The sequence below is a fragment of the Nitrosopumilaceae archaeon AB1(1) genome, assembly GCA_033471095.1.
In the GTDB taxonomy this organism is placed as follows: Archaea; Thermoproteota; Nitrososphaeria; order Nitrososphaerales; family Nitrosopumilaceae; genus Nitrosoabyssus; species Nitrosoabyssus spongiisocia.
The window spans coordinates 988,694-1,006,539 of record CP136752.1 but is presented as its reverse complement, the minus strand read 5'-3'; the positions used below and the strand labels follow the sequence as shown (position 1 = coordinate 1,006,539).

General features: G+C 37.2%; 15 protein-coding genes, 1 tRNA gene and 2 rRNA genes. 8 read left to right on the top strand and 10 right to left on the bottom strand.

Translation table 11 applies throughout. The features are described 5' to 3' along the window. The first annotated feature begins 4 nt into the window (after positions 1–4). Both R1F52_05940 and R1F52_05935 read left to right on the top strand, forming a co-directional pair. Positions 5–1,393: a hypothetical protein gene (locus R1F52_05940; protein ID WOV92648.1), complete on the top strand. Its 1,389-nt coding sequence runs from the start codon at positions 5–7 to the stop codon at positions 1,391–1,393. Beyond that, entirely contained in the window at positions 1,356–2,573 is a 1,218-nt protein-coding gene (locus tag R1F52_05935; protein ID WOV92647.1) for a hypothetical protein, read from the top strand. Before R1F52_05940 ends, R1F52_05935 begins: the two co-directional genes overlap by 38 nt. A 60-nt stretch (positions 2,574–2,633) precedes the next feature. On the opposite strand, the gene R1F52_05930 is transcribed toward R1F52_05935, so the two are convergent. Together R1F52_05930 and R1F52_05925 are read right to left on the bottom strand one after the other, a co-directional pair. After that, positions 2,634–5,634, bottom strand: a 23S ribosomal RNA gene (locus tag R1F52_05930). A 152-nt stretch (positions 5,635–5,786) separates the two neighbouring features. Next, positions 5,787–7,257, bottom strand: a 16S ribosomal RNA gene (locus tag R1F52_05925). Together the 16S and 23S rRNA genes form the textbook arrangement of a ribosomal RNA operon. Before the next feature lie 227 nt (positions 7,258–7,484). Here R1F52_05925 and R1F52_05920 point away from each other — a divergent pair. Together R1F52_05920 and R1F52_05915 are read left to right on the top strand one after the other, a co-directional pair. After that, positions 7,485–8,933: an aminotransferase class III-fold pyridoxal phosphate-dependent enzyme gene (locus R1F52_05920; protein WOV92646.1), complete on the top strand. Its 1,449-nt coding sequence runs from the start codon at positions 7,485–7,487 to the stop codon at positions 8,931–8,933. 58 nt (positions 8,934–8,991) lie between these two features. Next, complete coding sequence (locus R1F52_05915) at positions 8,992–10,194, top strand: hypothetical protein (protein WOV92645.1); 1,203 nt, start codon at positions 8,992–8,994, stop codon at positions 10,192–10,194. On the opposite strand, the gene R1F52_05910 is transcribed toward R1F52_05915, so the two are convergent. The 3 genes from R1F52_05910 to R1F52_05900 all read right to left on the bottom strand — a co-directional run bounded on the left by R1F52_05910 (position 10,189) and on the right by R1F52_05900 (position 11,121). Beyond that, complete coding sequence (locus R1F52_05910) at positions 10,189–10,356, bottom strand: hypothetical protein (protein WOV92644.1); 168 nt, start codon at positions 10,354–10,356, stop codon at positions 10,189–10,191. The genes R1F52_05915 and R1F52_05910 overlap by 6 nt on opposite strands. Before the next feature lie 172 nt (positions 10,357–10,528). Next, a complete protein-coding gene (locus R1F52_05905) occupies positions 10,529–10,906 on the bottom strand; it encodes a carbonic anhydrase (GenBank protein ID WOV92643.1) in 378 nt (125 codons plus the stop codon). Positions 10,907–10,959: 53 nt separating this feature from the next. After that, positions 10,960–11,121 carry a hypothetical protein gene (locus R1F52_05900; protein ID WOV92642.1) on the bottom strand — a complete coding sequence of 54 codons (162 nt, stop codon included), beginning with the start codon at positions 11,119–11,121 and terminating at the stop codon, positions 10,960–10,962. A gap of 144 nt (positions 11,122–11,265) precedes the next feature. Between R1F52_05900 and R1F52_05895 the strand changes: the two genes are divergently transcribed. Next, positions 11,266–11,964 (top strand): hypothetical protein, encoded by a 699-nt coding sequence (locus R1F52_05895; GenBank protein WOV92641.1) that lies wholly within the window; start codon positions 11,266–11,268, stop codon positions 11,962–11,964. On the opposite strand, the gene R1F52_05890 is transcribed toward R1F52_05895, so the two are convergent. Further along, the gene (locus R1F52_05890; GenBank protein WOV92640.1) at positions 11,961–12,773 is read right to left on the bottom strand and encodes a tetratricopeptide repeat protein; all 813 of its coding nucleotides are present in this window, start codon (positions 12,771–12,773) and stop codon (positions 11,961–11,963) included. The genes R1F52_05895 and R1F52_05890 overlap by 4 nt on opposite strands. Positions 12,774–12,949: 176 nt before the next feature. Between R1F52_05890 and R1F52_05885 the strand changes: the two genes are divergently transcribed. Next, positions 12,950–14,440, top strand: a complete 1,491-nt coding sequence (locus R1F52_05885) for a type II/IV secretion system ATPase subunit (GenBank protein ID WOV92639.1) — start codon at positions 12,950–12,952, stop codon at positions 14,438–14,440. Between the two features lie 386 nt (positions 14,441–14,826). Here the strand turns inward: R1F52_05885 and R1F52_05880 are convergent, their stop codons facing one another. Beyond that, on the bottom strand, positions 14,827–15,093 hold the full coding sequence (locus tag R1F52_05880; protein WOV92638.1) for a hypothetical protein: 267 nt from the start codon (positions 15,091–15,093) through the stop codon (positions 14,827–14,829). Between the two features lie 81 nt (positions 15,094–15,174). Between R1F52_05880 and R1F52_05875 the strand changes: the two genes are divergently transcribed. Continuing rightward, a tRNA-Thr gene (locus R1F52_05875) sits at positions 15,175–15,252 on the top strand. Between the two features lie 32 nt (positions 15,253–15,284). Here R1F52_05875 and R1F52_05870 read toward each other — a convergent pair. Continuing rightward, positions 15,285–15,563, bottom strand: a complete 279-nt coding sequence (locus tag R1F52_05870) for a hypothetical protein (GenBank protein WOV92637.1) — start codon at positions 15,561–15,563, stop codon at positions 15,285–15,287. Continuing rightward, positions 15,564–15,731, bottom strand: a complete 168-nt coding sequence (locus tag R1F52_05865) for a hypothetical protein (protein ID WOV92636.1) — start codon at positions 15,729–15,731, stop codon at positions 15,564–15,566. Between the two features lie 52 nt (positions 15,732–15,783). Between R1F52_05865 and R1F52_05860 the strand changes: the two genes are divergently transcribed. Next, complete coding sequence (locus tag R1F52_05860; GenBank protein ID WOV92635.1) at positions 15,784–16,920, top strand: 3-hydroxyacyl-CoA dehydrogenase family protein; 1,137 nt, start codon at positions 15,784–15,786, stop codon at positions 16,918–16,920. Here the strand turns inward: R1F52_05860 and R1F52_05855 are convergent. After that, the gene (locus R1F52_05855; GenBank protein ID WOV92634.1) at positions 16,906–17,418 is read right to left on the bottom strand and encodes a TIGR00725 family protein; all 513 of its coding nucleotides are present in this window, start codon (positions 17,416–17,418) and stop codon (positions 16,906–16,908) included. The genes R1F52_05860 and R1F52_05855 overlap by 15 nt on opposite strands. Between the last annotated feature and the right edge of the window lie 428 nt (positions 17,419–17,846).

Below are 17,846 nucleotides of genomic sequence, written 5' to 3'. Positions count from 1 at the left end.
TTGTATGTATGTAATTCCACTTGTGGTGTTAGCAGCCATATTTGCAACAAGTGTTGGCAGTATAATATCATTACAAGACGATACCATTAATTTAGTATTATCATCTATACAGGCAATAGAGGATACATCTAAAAAGAATTCAGAACTATTAGAGATTGATATTAATCAAGATACATTACTAATTAAGAATCCCACATTTAACAATATTACGCTAGTGGAGATTTATCTATCAGAAGATGCAGAGGGAACAGTTGTCATATCAAGAAGAGTGTTTCAAGATGGGGCAAGTAGAAATAATACAAATGTGTCATTTATGCCAGTGAATAGTGGAATAATTCCAAGTGGTATGACAAGAGAGTTTGAGATTAATCATTTGGGAGATACGTACGGATATGTCGTGACTAGTAGTGGCAATAAATTTAGGATTAATGGTAAAGAGGGAACAACTAGCCTTGGAACCAGTTTTACGATTCAGAGTATATCAGAGGAGGGTAGTGTAATATTTGGCAGGGTTGGCGCAAGCGGAATTGAGAATACAGTACGACCTTTTGTCGGGGTACCTATTGGTACAAATTTTGCCCATCTGATAAAGGAGGCATCTGCACGAATTCAGATACAAGAGTATGGATCAGAGTATGTGTATGAATCATCATTGAAACAATTACTAAAGACAGGATGGAGTGACAGAAATGTGTTGGGGTATGATGATACATTAGTAATTAATGGTGCAGGAAATATCATTACAAGTAATCAAGAGATCACATTTAGTGGAGATGGGGTAATTATTACAAAATTGAATAACGAATCTAGAGATTTATTAATAGTTGGAAATTTAAAAAACGGTACCATACGATTAGCCGAATCAGTTTATGATATCACTACATTACCTTATGATGAGAGTAATGGATTTTTAATTGATGTATCAAACCCTAAACTGACTTTTTCTCAAACAAGAAAACATTACGGTAAGTGTTGTACAAATGCATGGTATGAGTATAATATGGTATTAGTGATTCAGGTTGGTAAAAAATTCAGTAATATGAATAATATAAGAATTGTAGAAGACCTGGATCGCGTATGTAAATCATGGATAAATCATTATAGGTGTAATGTGCCATTCAATCCTAGTTTCACACTAAATGGAGAGTATGGGGATGGATACTATACATTGAATAGTGTGAGTGTTAGGTGGACTGAGGGAAGACATGGTCTAAATCCATATCAGTATAAGATAGTAGGAAGTGCATCATTTTATGATGATTTACCAATTAATACTAGATACGAATCTAGTACAAATTTCAGTATACCGTATACATTATCAGGGAATTCAATTAATTATATCATAGCAGAGCCAAATGGAAATACCATACAGATTCATTCAGATATCCATTAGTCAATCTGCACTCTTACACATATCAAATCTTCCAGAACACATACCATACAGATTGGTAAATCAGGGTATAGTAATTAATAGAGGATTGACAGATGGGAATGGGGAAATTAGTCTGGATCACACCCAGATTACATTACACGCAGATAATGTCGGATATAGTATGTTGGAGTTATTTGAGGATCCATTTGGGTATGTTGGCGATTTTAATACCATACTGTTGGATGTGGTAAATCAAGGTACAACTAGACTAGAGTCAGATAGTATGATAATTATTCCTCACGTCTATCTTACGTTGTCATTTCCAGTGGAGACCAGTATTAGTGGGGTGATGATTGGAGATGTGAGGTTGCCATATTTAGATAAAACATATGATGCGGCAGACTCGATCTGGATCCCAATAGTACCGAATGGTAAAATCGCATCTATGAGGATTGAGGGAACTGATGTAAAGATACAGGTATCAAGTATTCCCACTAGTAATTCACTAGTCCCAATATATCATGAATCATCAACAATATCAACAAGGGCAAATCATGGTGTTGTAGAGGTTACATCAGATGTTACTAGTGAGGCCATACACATAGCAAAGAGAGACGGTATGATCTTGGCAGTTGTAGAGGCTCAGGTATCAGGGGAGGCAGAATTTACACTAGACGGAACATATGTAGGGGATGTATATACAAAGACATACTGTAAAATTTATCAAACCTCAGATAAATCACGAGTTTGTAAAACACATAGCTATCCGATAAGTTATTCATCGTATAGTGAATTGGAGAGAATTGTAATTGAGGGTAAAGATACAATTGGAATCGTGAAAGAGTTGGAGTCACAAAATATAGAATCGCTCAGAGTATATGTTGACGTATTTGTCAATGGGGTGTATAATGACACTCATACATTATTAGTCATATCTAAACCTCTAATTAGCATAAATTCAAAATTCAAAGACCAATATAATATAGAAAAAAGTGCTCGATTGATATTTCAACCAGAGCAAGTTAAGAAAACAATTTTTTATCAAGCAAAACAAGGAGACATGATTGAGTTTTCACTTCGTGTAAATCTACCAGTAAAAGGATTTCCAATACCAATTACATCAAAAGATACAACTTTGACATCAATTGCAAGTGCAACAACAACTATTCATGATGGCACAATTTTGACTGGTTTCAAATAAGTGTATAGCGTCCGCTAGGGGTATTAAAAATAATCGTCGTGTAGTCTCTATGTAAGTGGCTGAACCGGTGTGTTGGTTTATTAGTAAAGGCTGGCTCATCACTCGCCGAAGCTTGTGATCTACACCACCTTTCTATCAATGCAGTCTTCTACTGCTAACCTTCATCTAATGAAAGGATATCTTGTCTCGGGATAGGATTCGTGCTTAGATGCTTTCAGCACTTAGCCTAAATGGCTTAGCTGCCCGGCCTGCCTTATCAGACAACCGGTAAACCAGTGGCCACGATGCTCTGTTCCTCTCGTACTAGGAGCAACTTCCCCTCAGATATCCACGCTTCCATCAGGCAGAGACCGACCTGTCTCACGACGGTCTAAACCCAGTCTCATGTTCCCTTTTAATAGGCGAGCAGCCTCACCCTTGGCCCCTGCTGCAGGACCAGGATAGGAAAAGCCGACATCGAGGTACCAAACCGCGGGGTCGATAGGAGCTCTCGCCCGCGACGAGCCTGTTATCCCTGGGGTAATTTTTCTGTCACCTCCGGGCCCCAATAGTGGGCACTCGAAGGATCGCTAAGCCAGACTTTCGTCTCTGAATTCCGTGCGTTTGGAAATCCAGTCAGTCTAGTTTTTGGCTTTGCCCTCTTCAGCGGATTTCTGACCCGCTTGAACTAAACTTTGGGCCCCTTTGATATCTTTTCAAAGGGGTGCCGCCCCAGCCGAACTGCCCACCTGCACATGTCTCTAGAATAAACTAGATAAGTAGTACTGCAAAAATAGTCTGGTGTTACATCGTTGCTTCACAACATCCCAGAGAATGTTGCGCATGGCTACCAGATACCCTGTGCAATTCTTACTATACTACAAGCACAAGCTGCAGTAAAACTCCACGGGGTCTTCTCTCCCCGATGGAAGATGATGGACTGTTCGTCCACCTTATGTGGCTTCACCGGGTTGTAGGCGGGGACAGTGGGGCTCTCGTTGTTCCATTCATGCGCGTCGGAACTTACCCGACAAGGCATTTGGCTACCTTAAGAGAGTCAGAGTTACTCCCGGCGTTAACTGGCCCTTAGCTCGGTTGAACCCAAGTTTTAGGTACCAGCACCGGCCAGGATTCAGCGACTATACAAATCCTTTCGGACTAGCAGTCGCCTGTGTTTTTATTAAACAGTCGGAACCCCCTTGTAATTGCAACCTGCTATCGCCATTTCTCATGACAATTGCAGGCATCCCTTATACCTAAGCTACAGGACTAATTTGCCGAATTCCCTCGCCATACGGTATACCCGTAGCACCTTAGATTTCTAATCCAGCGCACCTGTGTCGGATCTTGGTACGGACTTGTAACCTGCTAACCATATGACCTTTCATGGTCTCTTGGATTCAAGAAAATTCTACTGACGCAGAAACGTTCCTACCTCGAATCAGTTCTCGTCATTACGACACTCCCCAATTCTCGAATAGTTAGATATAACGATGGTTATACAATCTCTATCCGAAAGCAAATCTTATGGATCAAACACAGTTTACAAGGTACTAGAATATTAACTAGTTTCCCATTCGTGTTACTCTGTTGAGGCAACACTTAGGATCGACTAACTCCAGGTTGATAGCGCATTGCCTGGAAACCCTTGCGCTTGCGGTGGTATGGGTTCTCACCATACTATGCTGTTACTGCCGCCAGGATCTGCAATAGAAATCGGTCCACAGGACGTCACCGCCCTGCTTCTACCCAATCACTACGCCAACCTACCATGAATTACCATCTTGGTAATTATCTAAAGTATCGGTATTCTGCTTTAGCCCCGTCCATTTTCGGGGCGCCTACGCTTGGCAGGTAAGTTGTTACACACTTTTTAAAGGATAACTGCTTCTGAGCTTACCTCCCTGCTGTCTTGGCGTAAACACACCCTTTGGCTTGACACTTAGCAGAAATTTGGGGACCTTAACTTCAGTCTGGGTTAAACCCCTCTCGGTCGTGAACCTTACGTCACACGAACCCGTGTCCCTGCTTCTTCAATGCATATCCGTTCGGAGTTTGAATGGATGGTGAGGGATTTCTCCCCGCGCCAACCTATCAGTGCTCTACCGGAAATGCCATCTCCACAGAGCACGCCCTGCGAGACGCTTCGGTTGGAACTAGCGATCGCCAGTCTAGATTGGTTTTTGACCCCTATTCCCAAGTCACACGAACAATTTGCACGTTAGTACCGCTACAGACCTCCAGCGAGCTTTCGCTCACCTTCATCTTGCTCAGGAATAGATCGACTGGCTTCTAGCCTTACCGCCATGACTCAACGCACTTTCACACGCTTCTCCTCACAATGCTGCGAGAACTCGGTTTCCCTTCGCCTCCACCTTTAAAGGTTTAAGCTCGCCATGACAATAAGCTCCCTGGCCCGTGTTTCGAGACGGAACGCACGACACTGATGATTTGACCTCTAAACATTTAGCTCTATTACTAGAACCTCCTGCCTAAAAAAATCACCTTTCATGCCGTGCACGTCTGTAACCAGTAGGTTTCATGCACTTTTCACTCCCCTTCCGGGGGGCTTTTCAGTTTTCCCTCACGGTACTAGTTCACTATCGGTCTTGAGAGATATTTAGCCTTAGATGCTACTTTCACCTAAATTCGTTGCCCACTGTCAAGGACAACTACTCGGGTAACAACCTAATCCCATACCATTTCACTTACGGGGGTATCACCCTCTAAGCCATCACATTCCAGAAAATTTTAGTTATGTTCTGGGATCATTACGTTGCACCACACACCACATCTCTCTTGTGTTACCACAAGAGATTCAGTTTGGGCTCTTTCCTTTTCGCTCGCCGCTACTTGGGAAATCTCTATTGATTTCTCTTCCACATGGTACTAAGATGCTTCAATTCCCATGGTTCGATCTCCACTGTAAACAGTGGAGTATACATAATTATATAAGATACTCATTCGGACATCTCGGGATCATAGGTTGCGTGCGCCTACCCCGAGCTTATCGCAACTTGCCACGTCCTTCTTCTCTCCTCAAGCCTAGCAATCCTCCTACTGGCGTCTTTACACCGGCATATTCAGCCACATATTACACGACTACACGACGATCATTGCATAAATCTCTAGGGTTAGAGACGTCTGCTACATCCTTCATACATTACTTGACGTAATGCATTGCATTTGATGGTTGTAAAGATTATGCGCATCCGCATTTTCCGTTTTAAATTAAGGAGGTGATCCGACCGCAGGTTCCCCTACGGTCACCTTGTTACGACTTTTCCCTTGTCACTTACCTCAAGTTCGATAATGCCAATTAGACATTACCTCGCTAAAAGCAAACTTCAATGAAACGACGGGCGGTGTGTGCAAGGAGCAGGGACGTATTCACTGCGCGATAATGACACGCAATTACTAGGGATTCCATATTCGTGAGGGCGAGTTGCAGCCCTCAGTCATAACTGAGGTAGCATTTGAGGATTACCTCCTCTTTTCAGATTTGGAACACATTGTTACTACCATTGCAGCCCGCGTGTGGCCCCAGAGTTTCGGGGCATACTGACCTGCCGTGGCCCCTTCCTTCCTCCACATTAACTGTGGCGGTCCCAATAATTCTCCCTACTACTCCTGAGAGTAGTAGTGGCAACTATATGGTAGGGATCTCGCTCGTTACCTGACTTAACAGGACATCTCACGGCACGAGCTGGCGACGGCCATGCACCACCTCTCAGCTTGTCTGGTAAAGTCTTCAGCTGGACCTTCATTCTGCTGTCTCTCCGGGTAAGATTTCTGGCGTTGACTCCAATTGAACCGCAGGCTTCACCCCTTGTGGTGCTCCCCCGCCAATTCCTTTAAGTTTCATACTTGCGTACGTACTTCCCAGGCGGCAAACTTAACGGCTTCCCTGCGGCACTGCGCTGGGCATAACCCAACGCATCACCGAGTTTGCATAGTTTACAGCTGGGACTACCCGGGTATCTAATCCGGTTTGCTCCCCAGCTTTCATCCCTCACTGTCGGACGTGTTCTGGTAGACCGCCTTCGCCACAGGTGGTCATCAATAGATCAAAGGATTTTACCCCTTCCTATCGAGTACCGTCTACCTCTCCCACTCCCTAGGTCTACAGTATTTCCGGCAGCCCATACGTTGAGCGTATGGATTTAACCGAAAACTTATAGACCAAGCTACGGATGCTTTAGGCCCAATAATCCTCCTGACCACTTGAGGTGCTGGTTTTACCGCGGCGGCTGACACCAGAACTTGCCCACCCCTTATTCATTAGTGGTATTATGACTAACAAAAGATTTCTTTAGCAGAAATCACTCGGATTAACCTTGTCGTGCTTTCGCACATTGCAAAGTTTTCTCGCCTGCTGCGCCCCATAGGGCCTGGGTCCGTGTCTCAGTACCCATCTCCGGGCTACTCCTCTCAGAGCCCGTACCTGTAATAGTCTTGGTGGGCCATTACCTCACCAACAAACTGATAGGTCGCAGTCCCATCCTATGGCAATAAATCATTTGAACCATAAACCATTCCAGGCATTATGATCTATCAGGCATTATTCTCAGTTTCCCGAGGTTATTCCTGTCCATAGGGTAGGTTGACTACGTGTTACTGAGCCGTCTGCCTTGTATTACTACAATGACTCGCATGGCTTAGTATCAATCCGATAGCAGTCAGGTCCGGCAGGATCAACCGGATTCTGAATCATCAAAAGTACATATTGGAATTGGACGGATGCACATAATCTTCACAAATCAGATAAAATCGTTAGATGATATCCTCATATTGTATGCGCAACTGGAGGTCTGTAAATCATAAAGTGGCATATGCCATACTTCATCACAGACGCCGCACATTAGTTGCGTATAAGGTCTAGATTTATTCAATATATATAAACCATAGCGAAATTAGATATTCTGATAGAATTTGGGCGATAATATAGCAAATATTGAAGATGTGATGTATATGAAATATACAAAACAAACTCCAAAATCAAAAATTTTGTTTAAAAAATCTACAAAATTCCACGTAAATGGGGTAAGTCACAATATTAGATTTTTCAAACCATATCCATTTGTTGTACAGAAATCTAAAAATCAGAAACTTGTAGATGTGGATGAAAACAAATACATCGATTATTGGATGGGTCATTGGAGTTTGATTTTAGGACACACCAATGCAGATGTTACAAAAGCACTACAAGATAAAATGAAAGATGGTTGGATGTATGGAACAGTGAATCACGACACAATATTATTATCAGAAATTTTACAAAAGGCTGTACCAGTAGCAGAAAAAATTCGTTATGTCACATCAGGAACAGAAGCTACAATGTACGCATTAAGATTAGCAAGATCATATACCAGAAAAAAAACAATAGCAAAGATTGATGGTGGTTGGCACGGTTACACATCGGATCTACTCAAGAGTGTAAATTGGCCACTGAACGAACCGGAGAGTAGTGGAATAATTAATGAAGAGCATCTCATATCTATTCCGTATAATGATCTAGAAGGCTCTATCAAGATATTAGATACTGCAACAGATTTGGCAGGAATAATTGTTGAACCAGTTTTAGGCGGTGGTGGATGCATACCTGCAGATATAGATTACTTGCACGGGCTACAAGAGTATGTACATAAGAAAAATGCGTTATTAATTTTAGATGAAATTGTAACAGGATTTCGATTTCATTTTGGTCCATTATACACCAAAATGAAATTGGATCCAGATATTATCACACTTGGAAAAATTGTGGGGGGTGGATTAGCCATAGGGGTAATTTGTGGAAAGAAAGAGATTATGCAATATGCAGATACAAACTTGTTTGAAAAATCAAAACGTGCTTATGTTGGTGGTGGTACATTTTCCGCAAATCCATCTACAATGACTGCAGGATATGCAACTCTCAAAATACTAGAGAATAATGACACGCTGTACAGTAAGATTAACGGTATGGGGGAGAAAACAAGAAAAAATATTGAGAGATTATTTGATGGAAAGGTAAAGACTACCGGCAAGGGCTCATTATTCATGACACATTTTACAAATAGAGATAGTATTGAAAATGCTCATCAAGCATTTGGAGCAAATCAACAATTATTACATTTGTACCATATGTGGTTGATCACAAATTCTAAGATATTTTTNTCTCCCGGTAAACTTGGGGCCTATTCTTATGCGCATACAGATGACGATGTAAAGAAATTACTATCACAGACAGAGAAATTCATCAATACTATAGATATGAATAATTTGCACAGTGATAATTCCACAACGTATGATAAGGCAGTGGCTACAAAGGATCCCACACAAGACAGAGTAAATCTAGAAGATTTGGCAGGTGCTGCAATTCAGAAATTCAAAACTTTATAGATAAATAATATCATAGAAATTCACATAGTTTAATTATATTTGTAATATTAGATTATTTATGACAGAGTATGAGGAATTCGCCGATGCACTTTTTGATCAACTTGACGTCGAAACGAATGAGGAAAAAGTAATTGCAGATTTGATGTCAAAAATCAAAGATGAAACAGAATTAAATACACAGTTTGAAAAATTAGAAGATATCTCAAGTGAATTATTTGAAATAATGAAAGAAAAGGCAGAAGAGTTTTTACACATATCAGTGTCAGATAATTTAAAAATTGAATACCCTAAATTGAATGACTTTAAAAAACTAAAGGGTAAAAAAATTTTTGCAACTATAAATTCTAAGCAGTTTGTAGAAGAATTATTCGATGCTGTGATTGAAGAAGATAGAGCAGGTGTTGCAAAATTAGTTCAAAATGAGCCAATTAAATTTTTTGTATATTCAACCTATGCAAAATCATATCTCTCAAAAATATCAACCACATATGGAGACTATATGGATTCAGTAGTGTATTTGAATCGTTTTATTTTAGAGAGTTATCCACAAATTATTTTATACAAAATTGGAAAACCATTTGAGAGAAATTTAGAAGGGGTGAAATCAGGATACTTGGGAGCACTAAAGAGAACCATACTAGAGGAGACTGTACACTCTATGCAGACTAGTCTGCACGAGTCCAATAAACAGGCAGTTATATCTGTTAATTCAATAAATGAGGAATTGGCAGAAATCATCTTAAATTTAAAAGATGAAACAGTATCTAAACTCTCAGATTATCTACAGTTGCAGGCAGTGCCAAAAGAATTTCCCACAGCTCAGCGAGCAAATTTATTTTTCATGTTAAACCCAGATAATTTTGTCACAAATATACTCGGTCCACAAGTTATGACATATTCACATATAGAAATTGATCCTAAAATCAAAGATCTATTACCACAATTAGAAGAAACATATCAAAAATGGTTATCGCCTATTCAAAAACATCATGCTAGGTTTACTACATCCGAAGGTATGGCAGAATTTGCTGTCGAAAATATTTTAAAAAATGACATAGATTTTAAAAAATACATAACTATGTTTGCAGGTATGGATGAGTCAGCATACTGGATTAAGAAGAACATTGGTAAAAACTTTATCCAAGTTGTATATGAAAAATTTTCAAACAACACATTTAATCATGTATTAGAGAATGTACCATCAACACAAGAGATTGAAAAACCAGAATTATACATTAATCGATTAGCACATTTGCTATAGAATAGTAGATACGTTGGCACCTTTTTTTATCTCAGATATTTCGTGGCGCGCAATTTTATTACGTAGTGCTTTTTTCAAAATATCTACTTCCATACGTAGGACTTTGACTTCCTTTTCCAGTGCTGTTGCACGATCATAAATGGTTTTAGTCTTTTTTTCCAACAATTTTATCAAATAAAAAGTCCTTAAAAAGTTATTGCTTTATGATCAACACAACTTGGCACATTAATTTATGATACATTATACACGCATCATATTTCAAGTAGAATTCTAAAAATTTACAGTATTGAAGAAAAATTAATGATGTATAGGATTAAAAAAATAATTTAAATTATCAGAGATCAGTTATAGGTACAATCTGAAATTTTTCATCAATCCAAAGTCCCACAACCTTTGCATCAAAATTCCATGAATTGATAATTTTCATACCATGCAGTATACAATCAGTATGTTCTTTTTGTGATACCGGATTTGCAGCACAATCATAATGACCAGAAATGACAATAAACTTTGAATTATGTACTTTGGTAGAGATTAAAACTTTTTGTTTTAATGACGATGCAATGTTTGAATCTGATATTCGCTTATCTACACCGGGTTCAGTAATAGTGTCAACATAATTTACAGAGAATTCTTTTTTGATCCAATCTGAAACAGCATTTTGAATACGACCATCAATACAATTTATCGATGTAGCAAAGATACCATCCATGTGATTGATAGTATTAAAAATCTACAAATATATCTTTTGACGATTATGTCAAGTCAGAGTTCAAATTCTTGGTTACACGCTAAGCATTTTGCACGTTCCTCACCAGGCTTGCCTAGAATCAAAATTTTACCTATAGTTCTGCACTCAGCGCACATACCTGTAGTTACGTTTCGTGTTTTTGTTTTAATTATTTTTTGTGTTTTTCTTCGACCCATACATATAGAACCAAATTAGTGATTAATAATCTTTACAGGTCATGGGTAAAAAGACATGAATAACAGAATAATCCTAAATTACAAATTATTAATCATTAATCATAACAAAAGATTTTAATCATAATCAGACAATAACGTATTCACATGGAACAGAGACCGACGAAGACCGTCATATTACGAAAGCAGTTAGACGAGGAAAAAGCCAGAGAGGTATTTGAGGATAAAAAAACCGATTCGTTTGGAGGTTTACTAAAGAGGCCAAATAAAGATGAAATTATAATTACAGAAATAACATTTCATTATGAAGTAATACTTGTGGTTCAAATAAAATATTTGGCAAATTATTTTCAAAAAGCCACTCATACAATAACAGTAGATCAAAATGTCAAAGAAGTGATTTTAGAGGGGAAAACATTTCCCATCAAAGACAAATCACGACTTGTCAAAGTAATAACTAGAGGACGAGGAAATAACAAAATAGAATTAGAACTTGACGAACACATATTTGTAGAACAAGAAGAAGAAAGTGCGTTTGGAATTCGTGGAATGGAAATTAAATTTCCCTATGATGTGGCAGAACAAAAACAAGAACAAAATACACAACAAATTTTAGATTCAAAAGTACAAGTAATTGAACCAGGAATATCAATTCAAGATGCAGTAAACAAATTAAAGGAAAAAATAAAGTCTGAAATTAATCACAGCATACGCGATTTACATGAAGAGTTGCAAATAATCAAAGTGAACAAAGTATACATTCCAGTATATGAGGCAAGATTACGTGGTCCTGATCGCAAAGTGGCCATTATGCGATTGGATTCAGTATTGGAAAAAATTTTCTAATAGAACAGTTTTTCAAATCTCGGATCATCAACATTTGTAAATATATCATCATCTACAGCCCATTTTTTAATTCTCTTAGAGTCTTTAGAGAGGGCCTGTTTTGTAAAAACATATCCTTCATCAAGATGATTCAGAGCAACCAGACTTCTAGCTTTGGCATAAAGCAGACTAGCACTTTTTGGATAATTATCCAAGAGTGTGTCAAACACATCAAGTGCCTCCTGATGAAGATTCAAGGAACCCAACTCAATACCCTTGTGAAATAGGGCATCTTGATTATTACGATCACGTTTACATAAACGAGTAAAGCTTTCCAATGCCTCACTATGTCTTTTTAATTTACCTAAAATCAAACCCTTGTAAAACAACGCACGGTTATTTTTTGAATCGGCTTTAATAGCACAATTTATAGAATCAAGCGCATCATCGAATTTTGACATTTTATCAAATAAAATTCCCTTGTTGTACATGGCAGAAGCATATTTACTGTCAATAGATAGCGCACGATCATACATTTCTAGTGCTTCAGTAGTATTCCCCATCTCAGATAGTGCAATACCTAAATTATTACAAGCTCTTGCATCGTCTTTTATCTCCAAAACTTTTTCAAAACAGATTGCAGCATCATGATATTTGCGTATAGCATTTAGTGCTAAACCTTTGGTGTATAAAGCAGGAACATGTTTAGGATCAGATTTTAATAAACTATTAAACAATCCCAGAGATGCTTTATGATGACCTGCACGAAAGAGAACCATGGCTTTATTGAATAGTATTTTTGGATCTTCCTTACTCCCAAATAATCCCATGATAAAGTACAAATGTGGATATTAATCAAGTTTTAGTAATAATTCCAGACATATACTTTGAATACAATTTTAAAAATCACATTAAGGATTAACCATGCACTGAAAAATTGAAAATGAGTGTCGTATAATTTAGCAAGATATTTTGTATCTTAAATAGAATATTGACAATGTGTTTTATGATAAAGGTAGAAAAAATAAATGATGATTTTAAATTTGAGGCATTATATGACAACACCACAAAGGCAGAGGATATACTAGAACAGTATAACGTGGATCAGGCTACGGTATACATTACAAAGAATGGAAAGTATATAGTTCAAGAACCAATGCTATCTAAAGACGCGTATGATATATTGCAAAAAATGATGCCAGGTATACAAGCAGATTTTCCAGTGGATGTGTCAGAATCCAGTAAATTAGAAATCATTAGAAAAGCAATAGAAATAGAATCTAGATCTACCAATAAGAACAACATTTTGAGAGCAGAGTGGAAAAAGATACAGTATGCACTAAAACGAGATCTAGTAGAGTATGGAAAATTGAGTGTACTTATGAAAGACACAAATCTTGAGGACATAGTCTGTTCGCAGTATAAACAAAATATTGCAGTATCTCATAAAGAATTTTCTCAGTTTGTATTTTTAAATACAAATATTAAATTTAACACGCATACAGAACTCAATGATTTACTTCAATCAATTATGCAAGAGATGTCAATATCACCATCACTTGTAAATCCAATAATTTACACTAGAACTGCAAATGCACATAGATTAACAGTAGGGTGGGATAAGACAATATCACAAAAGGGAACTTTTTTTTATATACGAAAATTCCCAGAAAAACCATATACAATAGTAGATTTGTTGATGCAAGGAACATTAAATGAAATAATTATTGCATATATTTGGATGATGCATGACAGTGACGCATTTTATATGATCGCAGGTAATGTTGGAACAGGTAAAACTACACTTCTCAATACACTACTGTGTGTGTCAAACCCTACAATGCATGTAATTACAATAGAAGATTCTCAAGAGTTACAAGTCCCGCATAAATTAACTGAAAATTATACAACAAGAACAGCTATAACAGGAAACAAGAGTACAGAAATTACAATGAGTGATTTGTTCAAACTCAGTCTAAGAGCAATACCCACATTGACCATTGTAGGTGAGGTTCGAGGTATAGAGGCAAAATTGGTGTTTCAGTATGGACCAAGCGGTCATGGGCATATTTTCACATTTCATGAGGAAAGTTCAGAGTCAGGGTTGAGAAGACTGACACAGGATCAGTTTGGAGTAAGTCCCAATCAATTAGCAGATTTATGGTTTGTAGTGCATACAAGGAATATTCTTAAAAATAATAAAAAAAATCGTAGAATTACAAATATTGATGAGATAGTATCAAAGAGCGGAGATATAACTACAAAGTCAGTATTTACATATAATCAATTGAAAGACAGACACAGTCCGGACAACATAGAGGAATTGATAGAGAATAGTGCAAATATATCACGTGCAACAAAAGTACTTGGAATACAAGATGTGTATAGTGACTTGGAAAAACGTATAAAATTCATAAGAAAATGTGTATCATTGAAAGCAGATACACCTGCAAAAATATTATCCACTATTGCACCTTTTTATAAATTTGAAATTTAAAATCACACCACATACATGATACATTCCCACTAAAACCTGTATAACAAGGGTGAGTATGAAACCAGAGTGTATCACATCAATATTAAAAATATGATTCATTAATAATGATACCAACAGTGGTAGAAAAACTAGAGAGTGTTCGGTAAAAATTTGCAGTGTGGTACCACCAATAATATTAAATTTTTTCAAATAAAATCGTAATAATCCACTAGACTCGTATTGAATATATTGAACATTTTTAATTGTATAGATTATGTCAAGTGACATAGAGGAATACCAAAATAAAATGATACCATGTGACATCACATCTAGAGACTGGACTGTTAATAAAAAATACAGGGTCAATCCTGCACAGAGATATATGATTAGATCTGTATACGATTTAGTCATGAAGATTTAAACACATACTGGAGTGATTTCAATCCCATCACCACACCTATTGCGCCCGAACCGTATATGGCAATAGCCCCATAGATGTTTGTTATTGGTCCAGATATGTCGGTATTCACATAAATATCACTGAAATTTCCTTGATTTGTAAGGAGTCCGACTGCTGTTGGTGTGACTACAATAACTACCAAAGCAAATACACATTTTTTGATAAATTTTAAGAGATTGGATTTACTCTTACTTTCATCATCGTCAAAAACCATCAATCTATGTTGAGGTTTTCATATAAAAAGCAAAAATAACTCATAACACTTTAAACCATATTTAACCAATTTAGTACAAGTGCCAATGTCAGCTCAGCCTGGTAGAGCATTCGCCTTGTAAGCGAAAGGTCGTGGGTTCAGATCCCGCCATTGGCTCCATAATTATTAATATTTAAGTCACATACGATATTCTAGGGGGATATGATCTCTGCCCATGCAAGATCTTTACCGAATTTTATAGTCACTGAATCACCAGTGTTTTTATCACAGTTTTGTATTGTTTTTGGAATATCATCAGTAGTTACGGCATAACAGATACCATCATCGTTAGACAGTATGATAACATCTTCATATACATCTTCACGAATTAAATTCCAAAATGGAAATACAACTGTAGACATTATAATTCCAATTGTAATTAAAATACCACCAAAAATCAAAAGATGTTGTTTAGATTCGCCAAGTTCCATTTACCAAAATCCACCTTCACCAGGATTTCCAGTTTCAGGTTTCTTCTCAGGTACATTTCCATGAGCTTTTTTCATGTGTCTTTCTAGGCGTTCACTAGTGTGTAATTCTAAATTACACACATTGCATTTAGTAGAGTTGACTTGTTTCTTTTTACCAAATAATCCCATATAGAACATTATTAATAAAATGTATTATAAAGGATACTAATTTTAAAAAAACATGAAACTATCAAACATTGCTGTTTTAGGTTCAGGAATTATGGGTCATGGTATTGCTCAAATATCAGCAATGGCCGGATACAACGTTGCACTACGCGATATTAAACAAGAATTTCTAGATAACGCAATGGGGAAAATAAAATGGAGTTTAGAGAAGATGGAATCAAAAGGTAGGATAAATCCTGGTGAAGCCGGTAAGATAATATCCAAAATTCAAACACATGTGGAACTTGAGGATGCCATCAAAGGATCACAGATGGTAATAGAGGCGGTGCCAGAGATTATAGATTTAAAGAAAAAAGTATACGCAGAACTAGATTCGATAGCAGATGAGAGTGTCATATTTGCATCAAATACAAGTACACTTCCAATTACAGAGATTGCACAGACAACTAGCAGACCAGACAGATTCGTAGGAGTTCATTTCTTCAACCCACCACAGTTAATGAAATTAGTAGAGGTAATACCTGGACAAAAAACCACACCAAGTGTAAGAGATCAAATGTTGGAATTTGTAAAATCTCTAGGTAAGGAGACGGTACTGTGTAGAAGAGATATACCTGGATTCATAGTGAATAGATTATTCATACCACTAGTACATGAGGCATGTTTTGTAATGGAGAGACAAGGAATAAAATTAGAAGAGATAGATTCTGCCGTAAAGTATAGCCTAGGATTCCCAATGGGTATATTTGAATTGGCAGATTTCACCGGTATGGATGTAATACACAAGGCCACAGTCGAATTATATCTACGTGATAAAAAAGTATTAAGACCGCACCCAAAAATTAAAGAGTTATTTGACGCAGGAAAATTAGGTCAAAAATCAGGAGAGGGTTTTTATAAATATTCAAAAGAAAAATATGAAAGGGTAGAATTATCAGAAAAACTCGCTGCAAATTGTGATCCAATCCAGATGTTAGGCAATATCGGAAATAATGCTGCATGGTTAATTACAAATGGTGCAAGTGACATGGTTGAGATNAGAAAAGCTTGTAAATTAGGATTAGGACTTCGAAAACCGCTTTTTGAGACTATGAAAAAATATGATCTGAATAAAATCGTAGATCAATTAAAAAAATTGGAAGAGATGCACGGTTCATTTTATAGCCCAGATCCAATGTTAAGTGGTAATTAAATCAATTATAGTAGATACAGCATCTTTCGGAGTATCAACAGCAATAATTTTATTCTTTTTTCTACTATCAATATATCTGTCAGCATATTCTGCGGCAACACCACCAGAGTCTCTCAAAGACACCATTGGTCTATCAAACATGTATCCAGCACACATCTCAGATAATGTACCTGCACCACCACCAATTATTATAATTCCATCACCAGAGAGACTGTTAATATAATCTCTAGATAGTCCAATTCCAGTGGGTATCACTATATCACAAAATTCGTTTGCGAACGAAGGATCATTTTGTGGTATGATACCCACAACTAGACCACCTGAATCGTGTGCACCCTTTGAAGCAGATTTCATCACACCACCTAGACCACCAGTAATTAATACAGAATTAGATTTTGCGATTTCTTTGCCAGTATCATATGCCAATGCCTCCATCTCAGGGGTAGATGCATTTTCATTATTTCCAATCACAAGAATTTGTCGTTTTTTGTTATTCAATACTAGAAGAAATGAAATACAATATAGTATAAATCTATAAGATTAGTAGTAATCGCATTTAAAATAATTATTTTAGGTTTTGTATTTCTGGTGCTATTCATAAATGAGGTATTATTTGAAACCGGTGTCAATGCAATTAAAAAGATAAAAAAATACACCTACATGAATAAGTATAGATGTACAAGATTTAAATTTACTACCAGTCACATAATGGTACAAACTTGTAGCTTGAATCATAATATTTGATTTGTTACAACAGTATACTAATTATTTCTACGCTTATTCACACTTTTGATTATTTTATATGCGCTAAAACCTAATACTCCTATAATGAGGGCATAAACTAGGAAAAGACCACAAAATATAGTCATAAAAAGGCGGTGACCTATTAACATATGTGATCATGTTATTGACAGTAAAGATCATCA

Coding starts and splice junctions, on each gene's coding strand:
- R1F52_05890 (WOV92640.1), bottom strand. CDS start 12,773: ATGGGATTATTTGGGAGTAAGGAAGATCCAAAAATACTATTCAATAAA.
- R1F52_05940 (WOV92648.1), top strand. CDS start 5: ATGTATGTAATTCCACTTGTGGTGTTAGCAGCCATATTTGCAACAAGT.
- R1F52_05905 (WOV92643.1), bottom strand. CDS start 10,906: ATGGATGGTATCTTTGCTACATCGATAAATTGTATTGATGGTCGTATT.
- R1F52_05900 (WOV92642.1), bottom strand. CDS start 11,121: ATGGGTCGAAGAAAAACACAAAAAATAATTAAAACAAAAACACGAAAC.
- R1F52_05870 (WOV92637.1), bottom strand. CDS start 15,563: ATGGAACTTGGCGAATCTAAACAACATCTTTTGATTTTTGGTGGTATT.
- R1F52_05935 (WOV92647.1), top strand. CDS start 1,356: ATGGAAATACCATACAGATTCATTCAGATATCCATTAGTCAATCTGCA.
- R1F52_05880 (WOV92638.1), bottom strand. CDS start 15,093: ATGGTTTTTGACGATGATGAAAGTAAGAGTAAATCCAATCTCTTAAAA.
- R1F52_05915 (WOV92645.1), top strand. CDS start 8,992: ATGACAGAGTATGAGGAATTCGCCGATGCACTTTTTGATCAACTTGAC.
- R1F52_05885 (WOV92639.1), top strand. CDS start 12,950: ATGATAAAGGTAGAAAAAATAAATGATGATTTTAAATTTGAGGCATTA.
- R1F52_05865 (WOV92636.1), bottom strand. CDS start 15,731: ATGGGATTATTTGGTAAAAAGAAACAAGTCAACTCTACTAAATGCAAT.
- R1F52_05895 (WOV92641.1), top strand. CDS start 11,266: ATGGAACAGAGACCGACGAAGACCGTCATATTACGAAAGCAGTTAGAC.